Here is a 16,004-nt window from a genome sequence, read left to right on the forward strand (position 1 = left end):
ACGAAAGCGGGCGGGCTCCGAAACCCGCCGCCCCGGAGCCCGCCTTGGAGTGGCTGACGCATGCCGGCACAGCCTCCTCCGACGCCTTGCCAGCGTCGATCCGCCGATCGGCCGCCCGGCACCACGACGAATTAGCATGTCCTAACGTCACCCTGTGTGAAGCGCTTCACAATGCCGTCGCGGTTGCGAGCTTTCGGCAGATCCGAAAGCGGCTAACCCTCCCAGGCGACCGGAACCATGCCGAGCCGCTCGTAGAGCCTGACGGCCGGAGCATTCCTGACCGTATTGGTCTTGAGATCGACATGGGCAGCGCCCCTGTCGCGAAAGGTCAGTAAAACATGGCGCATCAGCGCCTCGCCGATGCCCTGCCGTCTGGAGCCCGGATGGACGGCAAGCTCCTTGACGAAGCCGGAAGTCCAGCAAAGCGCCGCGCCCGCCAACAGGCCTTTGGCGTCGATGACCAGAAAACAGAGGTCGGGATCGAACTCGGCATCGCCGGATATGCGCTGCCACCATTCGTCGAACGGACTTTCGGCGCCATCCTCGAACGCCTCTTCCAGCAGCGCATGCAGGGCATGCGCGTCCCTGYGCTCGAACGGGCGCATGACGAAACCTTCAGGCCAATGCGGCGCGGTCAGCGCATCGTCGAGAAGCTTGCGAAGCCGGATATCCTTGGGAGCCGGTGGGCGCGGACCTTTGTTCTCGTGCATATCCCGCCCTAAATCAGCTACGTCCCCAAAGGGCGGTGACTTTTGGGGCGCCCCATCGGGCCGACGCTCAGGCGCCCGGCTGCAGACGGCGGTCGACGCTGAGACCCGTCTGCTCCAGCAGGCCCTTGCGCTTGGCGGCGTAATAATAGCCGCTCTGGTAAAGCTGGTCGGCGCGCTTGGCATTGCCGCCGGAGACCAGCCAGGCACCGCGCAGGTATTTGACCGCGTATTTGAGATTGGTCTCGGCGTCGAAGAGGCCGGCCGCCGGCCCGTCATAGCCCATACCGCGCGCCGTCGCGTGCTTGATCTGCATCAGTCCCCAATGGCCGTGATTGTAGGCTTTCGGGTTGAACGTGCTCTCGCGGTTGACGACATGGCGCACCAGATCGACCGGCACCTCATAGATGGCCGAATATTTCTCGATCAGCCGCTCTATCTCGGCGCGCGGACCGCTGGCGTGCTGCTCGGGCTGGCCCGGCTGAGCAAGYAGCGCCGGGTTCTGCGGCATCACATAGGCGACCTGCTGGACGCCGGGCATGGGGGCCACCTTTGCCGACTGGCCGGTGACAGGCATGGCAACGCCGGCCGTCGCATAGACGGCGGCATGCTTGAGCGAGCCGGGGCCCGTCGGCGACGCGCCGGCCATCAACACCGGCGGTGGCGGGAACTTGCCGGCGAGAGGCGTGGAGCCCGCAAAAGCGGCCGCCTGTGCCGGCGCTGGCAACTGCCCGCCGGGCTGCGCGGGCGGTGGAAGAAGCGCGCCAGGCTGCGCAGGGGGCGGCAACGGGGCGCCGGCGGCAGCCGTGGCGGCGTCGGCGGTCAGCGCTGCAGTCTGCACCGGAACCAAACCGGAAGACTCGGGCAGAACGGCCACCGTTTCAGGCAGTGCGACGGTCGGTGTGTCATCCTCGACGGCAGGCGTTGCGGCCGCCGCAAGCGCCGGCGTGGCCTTCACCTGCGAGGTCGAGGTGCAGCCGCTGAGGCCGGCAGCGGCAACGAGCACGCCGATCGCGGTAAGGATGATTTTCGCTGCCAAGCCCTGGAGGTCCGATTGTCGGTTATTGAGGAGTCCTTACACCAGCGATTCTCGGTGGGCAATCAGGGCCACCAGGCTGTTTTCGGGTGGCGAGACTCAAGGCAAACTGCGATATTGTTCCCTATCTGTACTATGGATGTACCTGTTTTTCGCAGTTTGCGGAAAGGAGCCTGCCATGAAAAACGCTTCCCCGATCACGGCTGGYCACGCCGTGTTAGAAACAGTGATCGGCTTCATGGGCATCGCCTGGAGCGAAAAGGGCCTGATCCGGCTCTGCCTGCCCGAACGCAGCCGCGAAGCGGTGGAGCGCCGGCTGTTCCGTCATGCCGGCGTCTCGCGTTCCACCGAGCAGCCCAAATGGGTCGTCGAATTGATCGCCTCGATCAAGGCTTATGCGGCCGGAGAGGATGTCGATTTCTCCGGCGTGCCGGTCGACCTCGACGGCGTCGATGATTTCCGTCTCGCCATCTATGGCGCCGCGCGCAAGCTCGGCTTCGGCGAGACCACCACTTACGGCGAACTGGCCAGGCGCGCCGGCCATGCCGGGCTCGCCCGCGAAACGGGCGCGGCGCTCGGCGCCAAMCCGGTGCCGCTGGTCATCCCGTGCCACCGCATCCTTGCCGCGGGCGGCAAGATCGGCGGCTTCTCGGCACCCGGCGGCTCCGCGACCAAGGAGAAGATGCTGGCCATGGAAGGCGTGCGCGTCGGCCCGCCGCCGGCCGCGCAGGCTTCGTTCGCGTTTTGATTAAGGCCGAGCCTTTGGAGCAATTCCAGGAAAGCGCGCTCGGCCGGTTCGGTCCGCAAACGACAAACTGCGGAGCGCTCTGTGATGTGCTCTGGGTTTGTTGAGATTCAGGTCAGGCCGAACCGAGAATGGTGGCTTCCGAGAACCGGAGCGGAGCGTACTCAACGTACGTGAGCACCGGAAGCGCAGGAAGCCGCCATTCGCAGGCCGGCCTCACCTGAATATCAACAGACCCTAGTTGGGTGGAAAGAGACGGCGGCGGAAGTGCCGCTCGAACTCGGGCCGCTTGCAGACATAGACGGGGCAGGATCTGGTGTCGGCGCTCGGCACATAGGTCCGCGCCCTCACCTCGCCCATGTCGCAGAAGCGCTCGTCGCGCACATAGCGGTCATAGAGCGGCAGTCCGGGCACGCGTGTCGACTGGTAGCGCAGGATGACGGCGCCCTGGCCGGCGATCGTCGCCTGCACGCGATCGCAGCTCATGCGCGTCGGGTCGTAGCGCGAGACGGCCTGCGCCTCGCCCGCCACCAGCGTCAGGYAGACGGCAAGCAGAATGGCTTTCATGATATCCTCCCGAAGACCAGCGACGGTGTCACTTACCCTCCCACAACGCGTATCCGGGCGCAAAACTTCCACGCGATCGACCAACCATAGGGCGGCACGCCGGCAGCATCCGCACCGACCCGTCTTGTTTTCTTCGGCAAACCATTCTATATGCAAGCCATTGAATTTGGCCGATCGATCGGGCCTCGCGATATTCGCGTTTGCTGACGTCTATCTCCAAAATTTCGATGCCACCGGCCGGGCTTTGGTCCGGTCAAACGAAGCAAATGCGAAGGGTAATTTACATGGCGACTGGTACGGTCAAGTGGTTCAACGCCACCAAGGGCTACGGCTTCATCCAGCCTGACAATGGCGGCGCGGACGTTTTCGTCCACATCTCCGCCGTCGAGCGCGCTGGCATGACGACGCTCGTTGAAGGCCAGAAGATCAACTTCGAGATCGAGYAGGACCGCCGCACCGGCAAGTCCGCCGCTGGRTCTCTGAGCAAGGCAGCCTGATTTGGCTTGAGCATTTTTGCGGCCAGGCGGAACCGCTTGGCGTTGCAGAATGCGGTTAGCGATGGCGCGCGCTGGACGAAGGTTCGGGGCGCGCGGCAAGTCACGGATGTACTGACGGTCGCGCGATAAGCGCGCCGGAGCGGAAGGACCCGACAAGCCGAAGCAGCAGATTGCTGCCGGCCCGGCCCCGACGCTCCCGATCAGGCTACCGGCACAGGAAGGCGGGCATTGTCCCGCCTTTTTTGTTGCCTATATCGGCGCCATTGGCCTCGTTGGGCCAACTATGTTATGTGCTGGCCATGACCAAGCTCGAACAGATCGAAAAGTCCGTCGCCGAACTGAGCCCCGAAGACTTGAAGGCATTTGCCGCTTGGTTCGAGGCGCTTCAAGCCGATTTGTGGGACAGGCAGGTCGAAGCCGACGCGAAGGCTGGCCGGCTGGACAAGCTCGCGGAGCAGGCTTTGGCCGATCATCGCGCAGGCCGGACCCGGCCTCTGTGAACCATTTTGCCGCCCCTTCCTTCTGGGAGGCTTACGGCAAATTACCTGAAGCATGAAGGCGGACAGCAGCTTCGCCAAACTGCGTGCGGATCCGTTCCACCCATCACTGCATTTCAAACAGGTTGGGCGTTACTGGTCGGCGCGGGTTGACCTTAATTACCGCGCCGTCGCGATCCGGGACCAAGACGATGTGGTCTGGTTCTGGATTGGCACCCATTCCGAATATGACCCCCTTTTGAAGTAGCGGGCTGCCATCACTTCACGGCCGCAGGCCCGACCGAGCCGCGCCACTACGATGCAACGGGTCCTGTTCGCGAAAGTCGAATTCACCGGCGCGAGGCTCAACCAGTGATTTGTTTTGGCGCAACCGTCAGYGGCGCTGATGCAAAGGCACGACCTTGTTGTCTGCGCCGAGCAGCGCATCGATCGAGAGCGGCTCTTCGTTGAAGATCGTGCCGGCGAGCGCCGGGCGGGCAAGGTAGTATCCCTGCAGGAGGTCGACGCCACCGTCCAGCGCGACGCGCAGATGCGTGGCCTGCTCGATGCCCTCGACCAGCACCTTGGCGCCGCGGTCATGCAGCATCGAGACCAGCGGCCGGAATAAGCGCTCGGCGGCGGCATGGCGGCAGAACTYGGCGAACCAGCCGCCGTCGATCTTGACGATGTCGGGCGAAAGCAGGTCGATCCGCTCCTCGGTCGAATGCCCGGTACCGAAGTCGTCGATCGCGATGCGGATGCCATCTCGCTTCATCTCGCGCACGAGGCTCGCGAGCACGCGGTCATCAGCGGCCCRTTCGGTGATCTCGCAGACCAGCATGGCGGGCTCGAGGCCGAAATCGCCAAGATGCCGCGTCATGAAACGGATCTCGGCCAACGCCCGCCCGAGGTGATCATTGATCAGCGGATCATAATTGAAGAACAGCGCAAGCCCATCGACGCCGATATTGCAGTAATTGCGCAGATGCAGCATCCGGCACATCGTTTCGACGAACAGCCGATCCGATGCCGCAACGCTGTCGAAGAATACCTGTGGCGCGACAGGCGTCGCGACGCGACGCGGCTCGATCAGCGCTTCGACGGCAACAGGCTTAAGTGCCCTGCCCTGCGAGGCGAAAATCGGCTGATAGGCGCTCCACAGCCGGAACTCACCATAGACGCCAAACTGGAGGCCGATCTCGTCGGCGAAGATCGCCTCGGCGACATTTCGCCGCCTTTCTGGGCGCCGCCTGTCGGGCTGTGYATTCATCGCGTCACCTTGCGCCCAAACGCCTTCGCCGGCCGCGCCGACGGTACCGGAGCGGGATCGGCGGCCGCTGTGGCTTTGCTCTCATTGGCCGCCGACACCTGCATGTTCTTGCCGAAGACGCGAAAACTTGTCGGGGCGAGTTCCGGCCGGGCGAGCACATAGCCTTGCACCATCGAGACGCCAGACTTCTCGGCAAGCTCCAGCTGCCAGCCTTCCTCGATGCCTTCGAAGACCGTGCGGATGCCCTGGTCCTCGAAGTTCCTCACCGTCGCGGTCAGCAGCGCCAATCCGGCCCCGGACTCCATGAGCTGCGTGATCCAATGAGCGTCGAACTTGACGATGTCCGGTTTCAATTCCTTGATCCGGTTGATGTCGGAATCGTCGGCGCCATAATCGTCGACGGCGATGCGGAAGCCATTGCCTCTCAGCGCTTCGACAAAGCCGTAGAGCGTCTCCTGCGAGGCCGACTTCTGCTCCGTGACCTCGCAGACGATGCGGCGCGGATCGATGCCGGATTCATGCAGAACCAGACGCATGTCGCGCAACGCCTTGTCGGCAATGGCGCGGTCGGTGAACACCGACGGATCGAAATTGACGAAGATGGATGCCTCTCGCGGCAGGCAGGCGCCGGCGTTGAGCAGATGCAGCGTCCTCGTCAGCGCCTCTATATGAAGCCGGTCGGCCGCGGGGCACGTGCGGAAGAACTTCATCGGCGACTGCGGCTCCCCGTCACGGAACGGCCGGATCAGCCCCTCGAAGGCGGCGATCGAAAGCTTGCCCTCGTTGAAGGCGAAGATCGGCTGGAACGCGCTCTGCAGCGTGTATGTCCCCCAGACGCCGCTGGAGGTGCCGTCATCATGACGGATGATACTGCGACCTATGGAAGTGCCTGATTTCATTCGGTATCCCCGAAGGCTGGTCTTCCATTCACTCTAGGTTCACAGGAGACCTCCGAAATGGCGACTATCCGCAAGCTCAAGTCAGGTAAGTTCAACGTCCAGTGYCGCCGCAAGGGACACGAACCAAGATCGAAGTCCTTCCTCACACGGTCAGATGCAGAGAAGTGGGCGCGGGAGATTGAGCGCCAGATGGATCGTGAAGAGCTAGGCCCCGACAGGAAGACGCTCAAAGGGATCATCCTTGCTGATCTCGTCGAGCKATACCGCGATGAGGTCCTACCCAAGAAACGGTCATGCCGAGCGGAGACGATCGAATTGAATCGGTTCCTCCGGTATCCCATCGCAAAGAAATCCCTGTTCGATCTCCAGCCCCGAGACTTCGCACAGTACCGTGACGAAAGGCTTAAGGAGGTCTCTAAGATCACCGGCCGACCGATCCTTGCGAGGTCACTCAAGCGCCAGCTTGCGCCCCTGTATCACATGTTCGAGGTCGCCAAGCGTGAATGGCACATCGAGGTATCGAACCCGCTGGAGGGGCTTTATCTGAGGGTCCAGGAAGACAAGCGCCAGCGTAGGCTAAGGCCCGGAGAGGAAGGCCGATTGTTGATGGAAGCCGGGAAGCTGACGCTCAGGGATGGCAGTCCGAATCCCTTCGTCGGTCCTATCATCGAGTTTGCACTTCAGACAGCCATGCGACAGGCAGAAATCCTAGCGATAGAGTTCAAGCACATCGACTTCGAACGCCAGACGTTGCTCATCCCCGTAGCGAAGACCGGTTCCCGCTTGATCCCTCTGACGGCAAGGGCAGTGCAAATCCTTCGGGAGGTCCTGACGATACCTTTCCGCGTCGAGACCATCAAAGCCGGACGGTCTGCGGGCAAACAATATCTCCGGAATTTCATCGGTCCTCGTCATGTCACCCCGGCGACGAGAGTATTCCCTGTCGATGTCGAAGCACTGAAAGCCAGTTGGACCCGTATATGCAAGCGTGCGACGCCTCCAATCGAGGACCTTCATTTCCACGATCTGAGACACGAAGGGATTTCGAGGCTATTTGAGCTTGGTTTGTCTATCCCAGAGGTAGCGAGTATCAGCGGGCATCGTGCACCGGCTATGCTATTCAGGTATGCTCACGCTAATATGTCGTCTGTCAAAGCAAAGCTACTAGTTGTCTCATCGGACAAGCTGTTGAATTTAAATCGGAACGTCCCCATTTTGATTGATCAGCAGGGCGGCCAGACACCATTAGAACTAACCAACTGATTTGTAATACTATTTTCCCCACACAGAAATACTTTTATCCAAGGGGCTGTCTCTACCAAGGGATGGCCCTTTTCTTGTCTATACCCCTACYTACACCCCTATGCTTACCCCTTCCTCGAATACCCGTTGTTTGACTCATACAGCCCCGTGCAAGCGTTTCTCTCGTCACCCGCTGTCCTACACCGGTTTAAGCCTGAAGCCCCTGTGGGGACTCCTGTGAGTCGAGGAAGGGGCCATTAACTGTCGACAGGTCGCGCCATTGAATTACCGCAATCCAGACACTACATCTTTACATCGGTTGAGCCAGCCGCAACCATCGGAATGAACCGACAGGCCCGCTGGACTTACTCAACCCACACCTCGCGCATACCGCCGTGTACCGTGACGRACAGCGCCAACCTCCCCAGATTTCCGGAATACCCTCTAGCGGCAACGCATGGGAACCTGTCGGGCCGGACCGGCGTATAGGCTTCTCTCTGTTCCCTGTCGGAATCGAGGGGCGCTGTGTGAGCGTGGGACGTGCATTCCGTAGGCGGCAACTCGCTGTCGGTCCCTGTTGGCAAGCCTGATGGCTTGGAGAAAGCGCAACAAACACAGCCGATGGCGCGGCCGGAGGTTTCCCCCTTCTGTCGTGTCAGCGATCAAACGTGGCCACTGGCGGATCAGGTCTTCGACCCTAGCGAGCCTAAGTCCCGGTTGTCRGACAAAAACATCGCCCTTGTGATCAAAGCTGACCCCCGGTTGGTAGCGACGGAAAGCAACAGCAATCATGGTCTGTCCTGTTGTGGCAAGAGCAAGAGCGGCGATAAACAACCCCGAACTTTCTTCCTATCACTCGAAATCCGTCCGAACCTCATCGGGCGATTAGCAACAGGAGAAAAATCACATGGGTACTGTCATAGACTTCAACACGGTCCCGAGTTCTCTTTCACAGGCAAATATGCTTGCACCTGACGACCCGGATTTGAAGTTATTCCAACTCGTCGATGAAAGCCGAAGGCTCAAAGTGCGACTGATCGAACTCCACAGGCTGATTGAGCAAGAGATGGAACGACGTTCCCCTTGATTTACACCCTCCAAAATCGTGGGGGATACTACTAATACAATCAATTACTTACCGTAAGCCTAGCAGAAAACGCCGATTGATATCAATGAGTTACGGGAGGTCGACCTGATCGACGTGAATATATATAGAAATCGCGGTCAATATTACTATGGTTTTGGAGGTCCCGTGAAATAAATATCTCCMTTATTTCCCAAGGCTTTGAGCAGCATATCGGAGTAATACACTCTGGTTTACTATTGACTTTACTGCAAAAAAGGCGCATACTGGGTATGAGGAATAGGCCTCTAACTTTCTAGTCCTCTTTTTAACTCCATACATTTTGAAACTCTAACAGCCTCCCGAGAGGGGRCAGAAAATATTTTTATGTCCAAGAATAACACCCGCATTCCATCGTCCCCGATGCCGAGCAAGAAAGGTTCATTAGTCTGGGATCATTATGCAAAGGACAAGCCGCTTCAGGAACAACTCGTAGTCAAACCTCAGAAGAACAAGCCTATCCAGAAAGGAAACAACAAGCGAGGCAGGAATATCTAATGAACAACCATCAACACATGACCYATGAATTATCTTACGTCGGAGGGAGCTTCTCTGAACCATTTGACTTGACGGAGATCGTCTTAACCAAAGGCAATAAGACAGCTTACGTCAAACTTGCCAAGACAGGCCAATTGTATGCACCGGTTTTCGTCGGTATTCCCGACCCTCAGTTGGGGTCATACACAGAAAGGAATGCCGCTATCAGGGCCGCTCGTCAGTGGGCCGCCACGAATGGATACGAGATGTCTATGGCTCACGTATCTTCCCAGACCGGTCAGAAACTAGAAGTAAATCTGAACGCAATTTGAACTTTCATCGTGACCTCGAAAGAGGGAACTATCAATTTAAACACGCATATTATTTCTAATATTTAAGGAAACTATTTATGTCCACTAAGATCACTGTTCCCGATACCTACTTCTTTAATAAGCCCCTTGCGAAGATGACCCCGGCAGAACGGGAGATGCTTCGCCAGCGCGTCGAGGATACTGCGGCAGCACTCGACAATGTGACTAATTCTGAATTCGCTGACCTAGTTGCGTTGAAGGTCTTTGAACGTCGTGGGATGAAGGCTGGCACGGTAGACCAGACGATTGATGAGACGCCTTCTGAAAGGCAGGAAGAGGCAAAGAAGTCATCGATCTTCGCCCGTCAGTCTGGCATTTCGCGGAGGGTCTGATTGATGCTCAGTCTTGAAGATCGACAGYGACAATCCCGTGAGATGGCCGAAGCCGCCCGTCGTGAATGGATGAAAGATCAGGAGTTGAACCGACAGACCCGTAGTGAATTGATCAAGATGAGGGTTCAACAGTTCACGGAAGAGATCGGAAAGGGTCTCGACCATGACGAAGCTGCAAAGCGAATGCTGACTGATCTGGGGGTAAACATTGAGGCCCCGTGATGTTCGTTTATCCAAGGTCGGGGATGACTTCCTAGTCCACGTCCCGTTGTCCCGAAGCGGCATTGAAGAATGCTGTATCGACCTTGACGCCTATAACGAACTCATCGGCCTGAAGCTGTCCCGCAACTGGAATCTCCAAGGCGGGGCGGTTTCCGCAAGAGGCCCTTTCGGGGTTGAAGTCCTGATCGCTCGCGTTCTCACAGATGCGAGGCCCGGTCAGCRGGTGGTTTACATCAACGGGAACCATCTCGATTTGCGGAGGGTCAACCTTGGTCTCCAAGAATACGGCGCTTCCATCAACCATGATCGTRCCATGTTGGTCGAAGCGGCGGCAGAGTTCGAACGCCGTAAGGTCCTGGCACTCGCAAGGGGAACGTATAAGCCCCGATTCAGAAAGCGAGTTCCTATCATTCCTGTCCAGCCGGTGAAGAAGAGGCGGATTATCCATGAGCCGTTGCCTCTAGAAGTAGTGGCTTAAGCAACAGGCTACACGAAGTAATTTAACCGGGGCTGGCCTTACGGGCTGGCCCCACACCATGGAGAGAAATGTTTGACGGACTGAATACTAAACACAAGCATTGCAAGTCATGTGRCACTCATTTCATAGCCACTAGGGCGACGGCCCAATTTTGTTCAACCAAGTGCCGGATGAGACATCTAAGGCTTCATAGACAGCCTCTTAGCGTAACATTTGAACTTCCCCYTACAGAGGATAGTCTTAGCGTAACATCGCGCTGTAGCCCCCCTCCACACCCCGGAGAAGGGCATTCTAGAGGGGTATCCTACCCCCCGATCTACGAGGGGATGATTCAGCTTGACGGGGAATGTCCTTACATCGGTTCGGGCTACCGGAGTGTCATCGTCACGAAGAGGCCAGACGGTCGCGTATCAGTGACTTCAAAGGCTACGGGCTTCAAGGCACGGATATCGTCCAAGACATGGGACGCCATTGCGGCATCCAAGGCCAATCGATCAAGGGTGGCTGATTTCGGGGTGGCCCCATGAACACCATTGCTTCCTCGCAAGCTCGTCAGAGCGTAGCCCTGAATAACGCTTGGTCAGTCATCCTCTCTGGCGATGGTCGTTTTGTGCTCTGCCGATTTGGGAAAGAGTTCGGTCGGTACAAGTCGGCCCATGCCCTTTGGCAGAGCAACCGGGAGAGATTCGGCAAGGTCGATCCTGAGGCATTCAACCGGCTGTTCACACTCGGTCGGGATCACCATGACATACCAGACGAAGCCATGCCGCAGGAGCCTAAGCTTGGGTACTGGCTACACCCCGAACAACTTACGAGAAAGGAGGGAAGGAACGTTCATGAGGAACGAAGTGACGTCGATTAATAGTTTTGCTGACATCTTGGCAGCATTGCCAGAAGACGGAGTTCGTATTGAGCGGGAGATCGATGAGCCGAAGGTCCGGTATTGGGTTGGTGGCGTCGAGATAGCGCCAGAGGAATATCACCGGCTGTATATCCGGGATCATCGTCCTAGCCTGACGGAACAGACAATGGAGGACCTTCGTGCGACATTCGCGAAGAACGGTCATCAACCATCGGCACCACAATGGGGAGGACTGGAAGACCTTGTATCAAGCCTAGAGGCCATGGCGAACGGCAAGGCTAAGAAGCTCTATTACCTGTCGCCGCTTGACCCCGGCGTCGGCAAGTCTCAATCGATAATCCATTTCGTTCGTCGGYTGATAAAGTCGGAAGCCCACAGGGGTGTGTCCGTTCTGATCTGTCTCGGCCGTCTGAAAGAGATTGAACGGATGGTCGCGGAGATAGGGCTTTCGAATGACGACTATTCAGTCCTTGTCAACGAGAGCGACGCCAACAAGGAATTGAACCGCGCCGGGAATGCCGACAAGCGGCAAGCCAGGGTGYTGTTCACTACCCAACAGATGGTCGAATCAAGGACGCGGCGATACGCCAGCTTCAAGGAAGCGGAGGATTTCTATTTCCGTGGGCAACCCCGACACGTCCGAATCTGGGATGAGGCCATCCTAAGGGCTCGCGAGGTCAAGATATCAGCTGCCCTGATCGGGGGATTGCTGCCCGAAGCAGATACCAATCCGAGGCTCTATAACACCCTGACGAAACTCCAAGCGGACATTGAAGCTGCCGGGCACGAGACAGAACTTTGGATTCCTGATCTTCCGGCAGAGACCGGTCTCGATACGAATGACATCATTGCGTTGTATGGCGACGAGAAAGAGGCGATAGCCGAAGCCGCAATCGACCTTTGGGAGTTGTCCAACACCCCGGTCATTGTCGAAGAGATCGGAGTCGGGACCTTCGCAATCCACTATAAGAAGCATCTACCAGACGACCTTAAGCCAATGGTTATATGCGATGCATCGGGCAGGGTTAGGCAGACGTACAAGTACTGGGAAGAGATCGCTGACCGCGAACTTGTCAAGCTCCGGGATGGTGGAAAAAACTACCGTGACCTCACTGTCAAAATCTGGCGTCGCGGTGGCGGAAAGTCGTCATGGGGAGAGGACGCCGACGTTCTCCTAGAGGGTATAACAAAGACCATCGATCAAATACCTCCCGACGAGGAAGTCCTAATCGTTCACCACATGAAGAACAAAAGGAAGCGTATCCCTGATATCGAAGAGGCAATCCGGCGGAAGGTCAAGGAACCGCGTCGRCTTCGGTTCACTCACTGGGGAGGCGAAGACTTTAAGGCTTCGAACGACTATCGGGACATCCGACATGTCATTCTGGCAGGCACGATGTTCTACAGGCCAGCGACGTATATCGCTAGGACTAGGATGTCATCCGGCGCGCCGTCAGAAGAGAAGCTTAACCGGGCAAACCTAGCGAAGATTAAGCTTGGCGAACACGCCGATATGATCCTCCAAGCTCTCTGCCGTGGGGCTGTCAGGAAGAGTGTTGATGGCACTTGCGGGAAGTGTGATGCTTACATCATTGCTGACCCACAGACCGGCATTCCCGACATGCTGGAACACGAGAGCGACATCGATATCTTTCCGGGATCGAAGCATGCCGATTGGTCGCCTGTCGAAAAGGAGAAGCTAGGGGGCAGAGTTGGGCAGGCTTACGACTACATCGTGCAATGGTTCAAGGATCATCCGGGCTACGGGGAGAGGCTTTCCAGATCGAAAGTAGCTGAGGCAATCGGAATGGTGTTGGATGACTTCACCAAGGATGTTGTAGGCCATCGAGATTTCGAGGGCTATTTGGCTGAGGCTGGCATTCGGTTGATCCGTATGAGGGGCCGGGGCGGGTCTTACTTCGAAAGACGGTAATCCGGGGAAAGCAGGTTTCCGACATACCCGAGTGAATTCCCTTGGTTTTGGCGACAGAAAAAGATGGTCCGGGATGAGGTGGAGAATTAATACGGGGAACTCTTGTTTAAGTACTTAAAGGAGCCATCCCCGTATTTCTCTTCCACGCTTTTGGGGACGGTTCATCTTGTCTGATTTGTTGACTAGGGTTCGGTCTCACTGAAGGCATCTCACCAGTGACGCGACCTCCCTCCTTCGTCGGTCGGTTCAACAGGGTTTTGTCACGATTAGATCAGACCCTATTCAAGAGACTTTTCCCTGTGTCGTCGTCAGAGTTTTTGAAGCCCTTGTTACGGCCCGGTTTGTCTCCGGGGTTTATGCTTCGCAGGTAGGGGTTTCCAGCCCGGGTAGGTCGGGCCGAATTCTCTCCGGTGACGGACGCTAGTCTGAATTCCGCAGACGTTCCAAATGAGCTACATGCTCCCGCTGTATCGCTCGAAGTGATTGTAGGAACACTACCGCGTCATACACAAGTGAGAGGTCACCTTGTTCCGTCAGCCTCGTCACTAGCGCTTGTTGACGCGCAATGAGTTCCTCACCTATGCGAGTGTGTCGCTCTRCCATTTCGAGGGGTGTTTCTCGGGGCATGGCCTGTGCTGGCAATCCCATGCTGATGTTTCAGTCTTGTACTCTTGGTAGCCTCACAATGCGAGCCGTTCACACCGTTCACACTCGATTCACACCAAAGGAGCCTCTCCCGGTGAATCAAGCAAGGGTTGGTACTCCCCGGCAAGGTCCCGAATTGGATATTTTTTTGGCGATTTTTCCGAGCGGTCATACCTATTCGACTGACCGGGGGCCGTCCCCCTTGGTACCCCCACGCCGGGGTACCTCTGCGGAGGGTAAGCCATTGATATCCCTGGTCTTTTCTTCTCGTCAACCTATCGGCTGGTATCAGACGCAGCGAGGCTTGCCCATATAAGGACCCGTGGAGGTCCGTTGAGGTCGGGGAGTCGAAGACCTTACGACTGTCAGGGAGTAAGCCGACCGTTAGCCGTCAGCGAGGGCTTGACCGAGCGGTCATGACGGATGATGTGGGCAAGCCCGATACTGCGCGACAAAGGTCCCTCGCTCCGCAAGGTAAGCGGAATTCGATCTGCTATCCTGCCAGCCAAGGGTTTACCGGCCGTTGACGAGGTTTACCGGCCGCTGGTGAATTTGCGGTTGCCGCTCACGCCACCTTGACCTCTGGATCATCCGACAGTGCTTGCGCCGGGGCCGATGATGCGACATGAGAGGCGCCGCGGCCGCTCCTGGCCGCGCCATTCTGTTGGAGACGCTCTGTCATGGCCTTTCTTGCCGACGCCCTTTCCCGCGTGAAGCCTTCCGCGACCATCGCGGTGACGCAGAAAGCGCGCGAGCTGAAAAATGCCGGCCGTGACGTCATCGGCCTCGGCGCCGGCGAGCCGGATTTCGACACGCCCGACAACATCAAGAACGCCGCGATCGACGCGATCCGCCGCGGCGAGACCAAGTATCCGCCGGTTTCAGGCATCGCGCCGCTGCGCGAGGCGATTGCGAAGAAATTCAAGCGCGAGAACAATCTCGATTACCGCCCGGAGCAGACGATCGTCGGCACCGGCGGCAAGCAGATCCTGTTCAACGCCTTCATGGCGACACTGAACCCCGGCGACGAGGTCATCATCCCGCGCCCCTACTGGGTGAGCTATCCCGAAATGGTCGCGATCTGCGGCGGCACGTCGGTGTTTGCCGACACCTCGATCGAAAACGGCTTCAAGCTGACGCCGGAGGTGCTGGAAAAGGCGATCACGCCGAAGACGAAATGGCTGCTGATGAACTCGCCGTCCAACCCGTCGGGCGCCGCCTACACCGAAGCCGAACTTCGGGCGCTGGCCGATGTCCTGCTCAAGCACCCGCAGGTCTGGACCTTGACCGACGACATGTACGAGCACCTGACCTATGGCGACTTCGTCTTCAAGACCATCGCCGAAGTCGAGCCGAACCTCTACGAGCGCACGCTGACCATGAACGGCGTCTCGAAAGCCTATGCCATGACCGGCTGGCGCATCGGCTATGCCGCCGGCCCGGTGCCGCTGATCAAGGCGATGGACATGATCCAGGGCCAGCAGACTTCGGGCGCCTGCACCATCGCGCAATGGGCTTCGGTCGAGGCGCTCAACGGTCCGCAGGATTTCATTGCGAAGAACAAGGCGATCTTCCAGGGCAGGCGCGACCTTGTCGTCTCGATGCTCAACCAGGCGCGCGGCATTACCTGCCCGTCGCCGGAAGGCGCCTTCTATGTCTATCCGTCCTGCGCGCAGTTGATCGGCAAGAAGACGAAGTCCGGAAAGGTCATCGACAGCGACGAGGCCTTCTGCTCCGAATTGCTCGACGCCGAGGGTGTGGCGGTGGTTTTCGGTTCCGCCTTCGGCCTCGGCCCGAACTTCCGCATCTCCTACGCGACTTCGGACGCGCTGCTGGAAGAAGCCTGCACCCGCATCCAGCGCTTCACGGCGGCGCTGACCTGATCGGCAACGCGGTCACCAAGTCAGAAAACCCGGCTTCGCGCCGGGTTTTTTGCGGCGGTCAGCCGGCATGCTGCTCGTCGGGCTTCACGCGACATTGTATAAGCTCCTGCAGATACTGTCATAAATGATTGCTTTTTAACCATAAATGCGGGGCACTGGGCCAAGCGCCGGGGAATGGGGCGAGGCAGCGTCACGCTCAATGTCTTTTTAACGGCTCGGCTCTAGCCATCGCTCGTGCT

General features: G+C 58.2%; 15 protein-coding genes. 10 read left to right on the top strand and 5 right to left on the bottom strand.

Annotated features, from left to right (window positions below; genetic code table 11):
* Positions 1 to 212: 212 nt before the first annotated feature.
* Positions 213 to 710 (bottom strand): GNAT family N-acetyltransferase, encoded by a 498-nt coding sequence (locus ORS3428_RS05870; protein ID WP_071095437.1) that lies wholly within the window; start codon positions 708 to 710, stop codon positions 213 to 215.
* A gap of 67 nt (positions 711 to 777) precedes the next feature.
* The gene (locus tag ORS3428_RS05875; protein ID WP_071095439.1) at positions 778 to 1,746 is read right to left on the bottom strand and encodes a lytic transglycosylase domain-containing protein; all 969 of its coding nucleotides are present in this window, start codon (positions 1,744 to 1,746) and stop codon (positions 778 to 780) included.
* 175 nt (positions 1,747 to 1,921) lie between these two features.
* Here ORS3428_RS05875 and ORS3428_RS05880 point away from each other — a divergent pair, with 175 nt between their 5' ends.
* Positions 1,922 to 2,491 (top strand): methylated-DNA--[protein]-cysteine S-methyltransferase, encoded by a 570-nt coding sequence (locus tag ORS3428_RS05880; protein ID WP_071095655.1) that lies wholly within the window; start codon positions 1,922 to 1,924, stop codon positions 2,489 to 2,491.
* Positions 2,492 to 2,725: 234 nt separating this feature from the next.
* Here ORS3428_RS05880 and ORS3428_RS05885 read toward each other — a convergent pair whose 3' ends face one another.
* Complete coding sequence (locus ORS3428_RS05885; protein WP_071095441.1) at positions 2,726 to 3,055, bottom strand: hypothetical protein; 330 nt, start codon at positions 3,053 to 3,055, stop codon at positions 2,726 to 2,728.
* A gap of 284 nt (positions 3,056 to 3,339) precedes the next feature.
* Here ORS3428_RS05885 and ORS3428_RS05890 point away from each other — a divergent pair, with 284 nt between their 5' ends.
* The 3 genes from ORS3428_RS05890 to ORS3428_RS05900 all read left to right on the top strand — a co-directional run bounded on the left by ORS3428_RS05890 (position 3,340) and on the right by ORS3428_RS05900 (position 4,296).
* Complete coding sequence (locus tag ORS3428_RS05890) at positions 3,340 to 3,552, top strand: cold-shock protein (protein WP_071095443.1); 213 nt, start codon at positions 3,340 to 3,342, stop codon at positions 3,550 to 3,552.
* Between the two features lie 299 nt (positions 3,553 to 3,851).
* Positions 3,852 to 4,052: a hypothetical protein gene (locus ORS3428_RS05895; RefSeq protein ID WP_071095445.1), complete on the top strand. Its 201-nt coding sequence runs from the start codon at positions 3,852 to 3,854 to the stop codon at positions 4,050 to 4,052.
* A gap of 52 nt (positions 4,053 to 4,104) precedes the next feature.
* Positions 4,105 to 4,296: a ParE family toxin-like protein gene (locus ORS3428_RS05900; protein WP_443136840.1), complete on the top strand. Its 192-nt coding sequence runs from the start codon at positions 4,105 to 4,107 to the stop codon at positions 4,294 to 4,296.
* Between the two features lie 126 nt (positions 4,297 to 4,422).
* Here the strand turns inward: ORS3428_RS05900 and ORS3428_RS05905 are convergent, their stop codons facing one another.
* A complete protein-coding gene (locus tag ORS3428_RS05905) occupies positions 4,423 to 5,298 on the bottom strand; it encodes an EAL domain-containing protein (protein WP_071095447.1) in 876 nt (291 codons plus the stop codon).
* Entirely contained in the window at positions 5,295 to 6,197 is a 903-nt protein-coding gene (locus tag ORS3428_RS05910) for an EAL domain-containing protein (RefSeq protein ID WP_071095449.1), read from the bottom strand. The genes ORS3428_RS05905 and ORS3428_RS05910 overlap by 4 nt, the downstream gene beginning before the upstream one ends.
* Positions 6,198 to 6,254: 57 nt before the next feature.
* Here ORS3428_RS05910 and ORS3428_RS05915 point away from each other — a divergent pair, with 57 nt between their 5' ends.
* The 6 genes from ORS3428_RS05915 (at position 6,255) to ORS3428_RS05945 (ending at position 15,765) form a co-directional block, all read left to right on the top strand.
* Positions 6,255 to 7,460, top strand: coding sequence for a tyrosine-type recombinase/integrase (locus tag ORS3428_RS05915; RefSeq protein WP_071095450.1), 1,206 nt, complete (start codon positions 6,255 to 6,257; stop codon positions 7,458 to 7,460).
* A 1,988-nt stretch (positions 7,461 to 9,448) separates the two neighbouring features.
* Positions 9,449 to 9,742, top strand: a complete 294-nt coding sequence (locus tag ORS3428_RS05920) for a hypothetical protein (RefSeq protein ID WP_071095452.1) — start codon at positions 9,449 to 9,451, stop codon at positions 9,740 to 9,742.
* Between the two features lie 3 nt (positions 9,743 to 9,745).
* Entirely contained in the window at positions 9,746 to 9,964 is a 219-nt protein-coding gene (locus ORS3428_RS05925) for a hypothetical protein (RefSeq protein WP_071095454.1), read from the top strand.
* A 1,001-nt stretch (positions 9,965 to 10,965) separates the two neighbouring features.
* On the top strand, positions 10,966 to 11,304 hold the full coding sequence (locus ORS3428_RS33210) for a hypothetical protein (protein ID WP_071095458.1): 339 nt from the start codon (positions 10,966 to 10,968) through the stop codon (positions 11,302 to 11,304).
* Positions 11,279 to 13,237 (top strand): hypothetical protein, encoded by a 1,959-nt coding sequence (locus ORS3428_RS05940; protein WP_157895932.1) that lies wholly within the window; start codon positions 11,279 to 11,281, stop codon positions 13,235 to 13,237. Before ORS3428_RS33210 ends, ORS3428_RS05940 begins: the two co-directional genes overlap by 26 nt.
* A 1,325-nt stretch (positions 13,238 to 14,562) precedes the next feature.
* Complete coding sequence (locus ORS3428_RS05945; protein ID WP_071095462.1) at positions 14,563 to 15,765, top strand: pyridoxal phosphate-dependent aminotransferase; 1,203 nt, start codon at positions 14,563 to 14,565, stop codon at positions 15,763 to 15,765.
* The last annotated feature ends 239 nt before the right edge of the window (positions 15,766 to 16,004 follow it).

The sequence above is a fragment of the Mesorhizobium sp. ORS 3428 genome (assembly GCF_001854785.1).
Taxonomy (GTDB): Bacteria; Pseudomonadota; Alphaproteobacteria; order Rhizobiales; family Rhizobiaceae; genus Mesorhizobium.

Bases quoted from the DNA above. Each gene is read 5' to 3' on its own strand.
- ORS3428_RS05945 (WP_071095462.1), top strand. From the start codon at position 14,563: ATGGCCTTTCTTGCCGACGCCCTTTCCCGCGTGAAGCCTTCCGCGACC.
- ORS3428_RS05900 (WP_443136840.1), top strand. From the start codon at position 4,105: ATGAAGGCGGACAGCAGCTTCGCCAAACTGCGTGCGGATCCGTTCCAC.
- ORS3428_RS33210 (WP_071095458.1), top strand. From the start codon at position 10,966: ATGAACACCATTGCTTCCTCGCAAGCTCGTCAGAGCGTAGCCCTGAAT.
- ORS3428_RS05895 (WP_071095445.1), top strand. From the start codon at position 3,852: ATGACCAAGCTCGAACAGATCGAAAAGTCCGTCGCCGAACTGAGCCCC.
- ORS3428_RS05920 (WP_071095452.1), top strand. From the start codon at position 9,449: ATGTCCACTAAGATCACTGTTCCCGATACCTACTTCTTTAATAAGCCC.
- ORS3428_RS05910 (WP_071095449.1), bottom strand. From the start codon at position 6,197: ATGAAATCAGGCACTTCCATAGGTCGCAGTATCATCCGTCATGATGAC.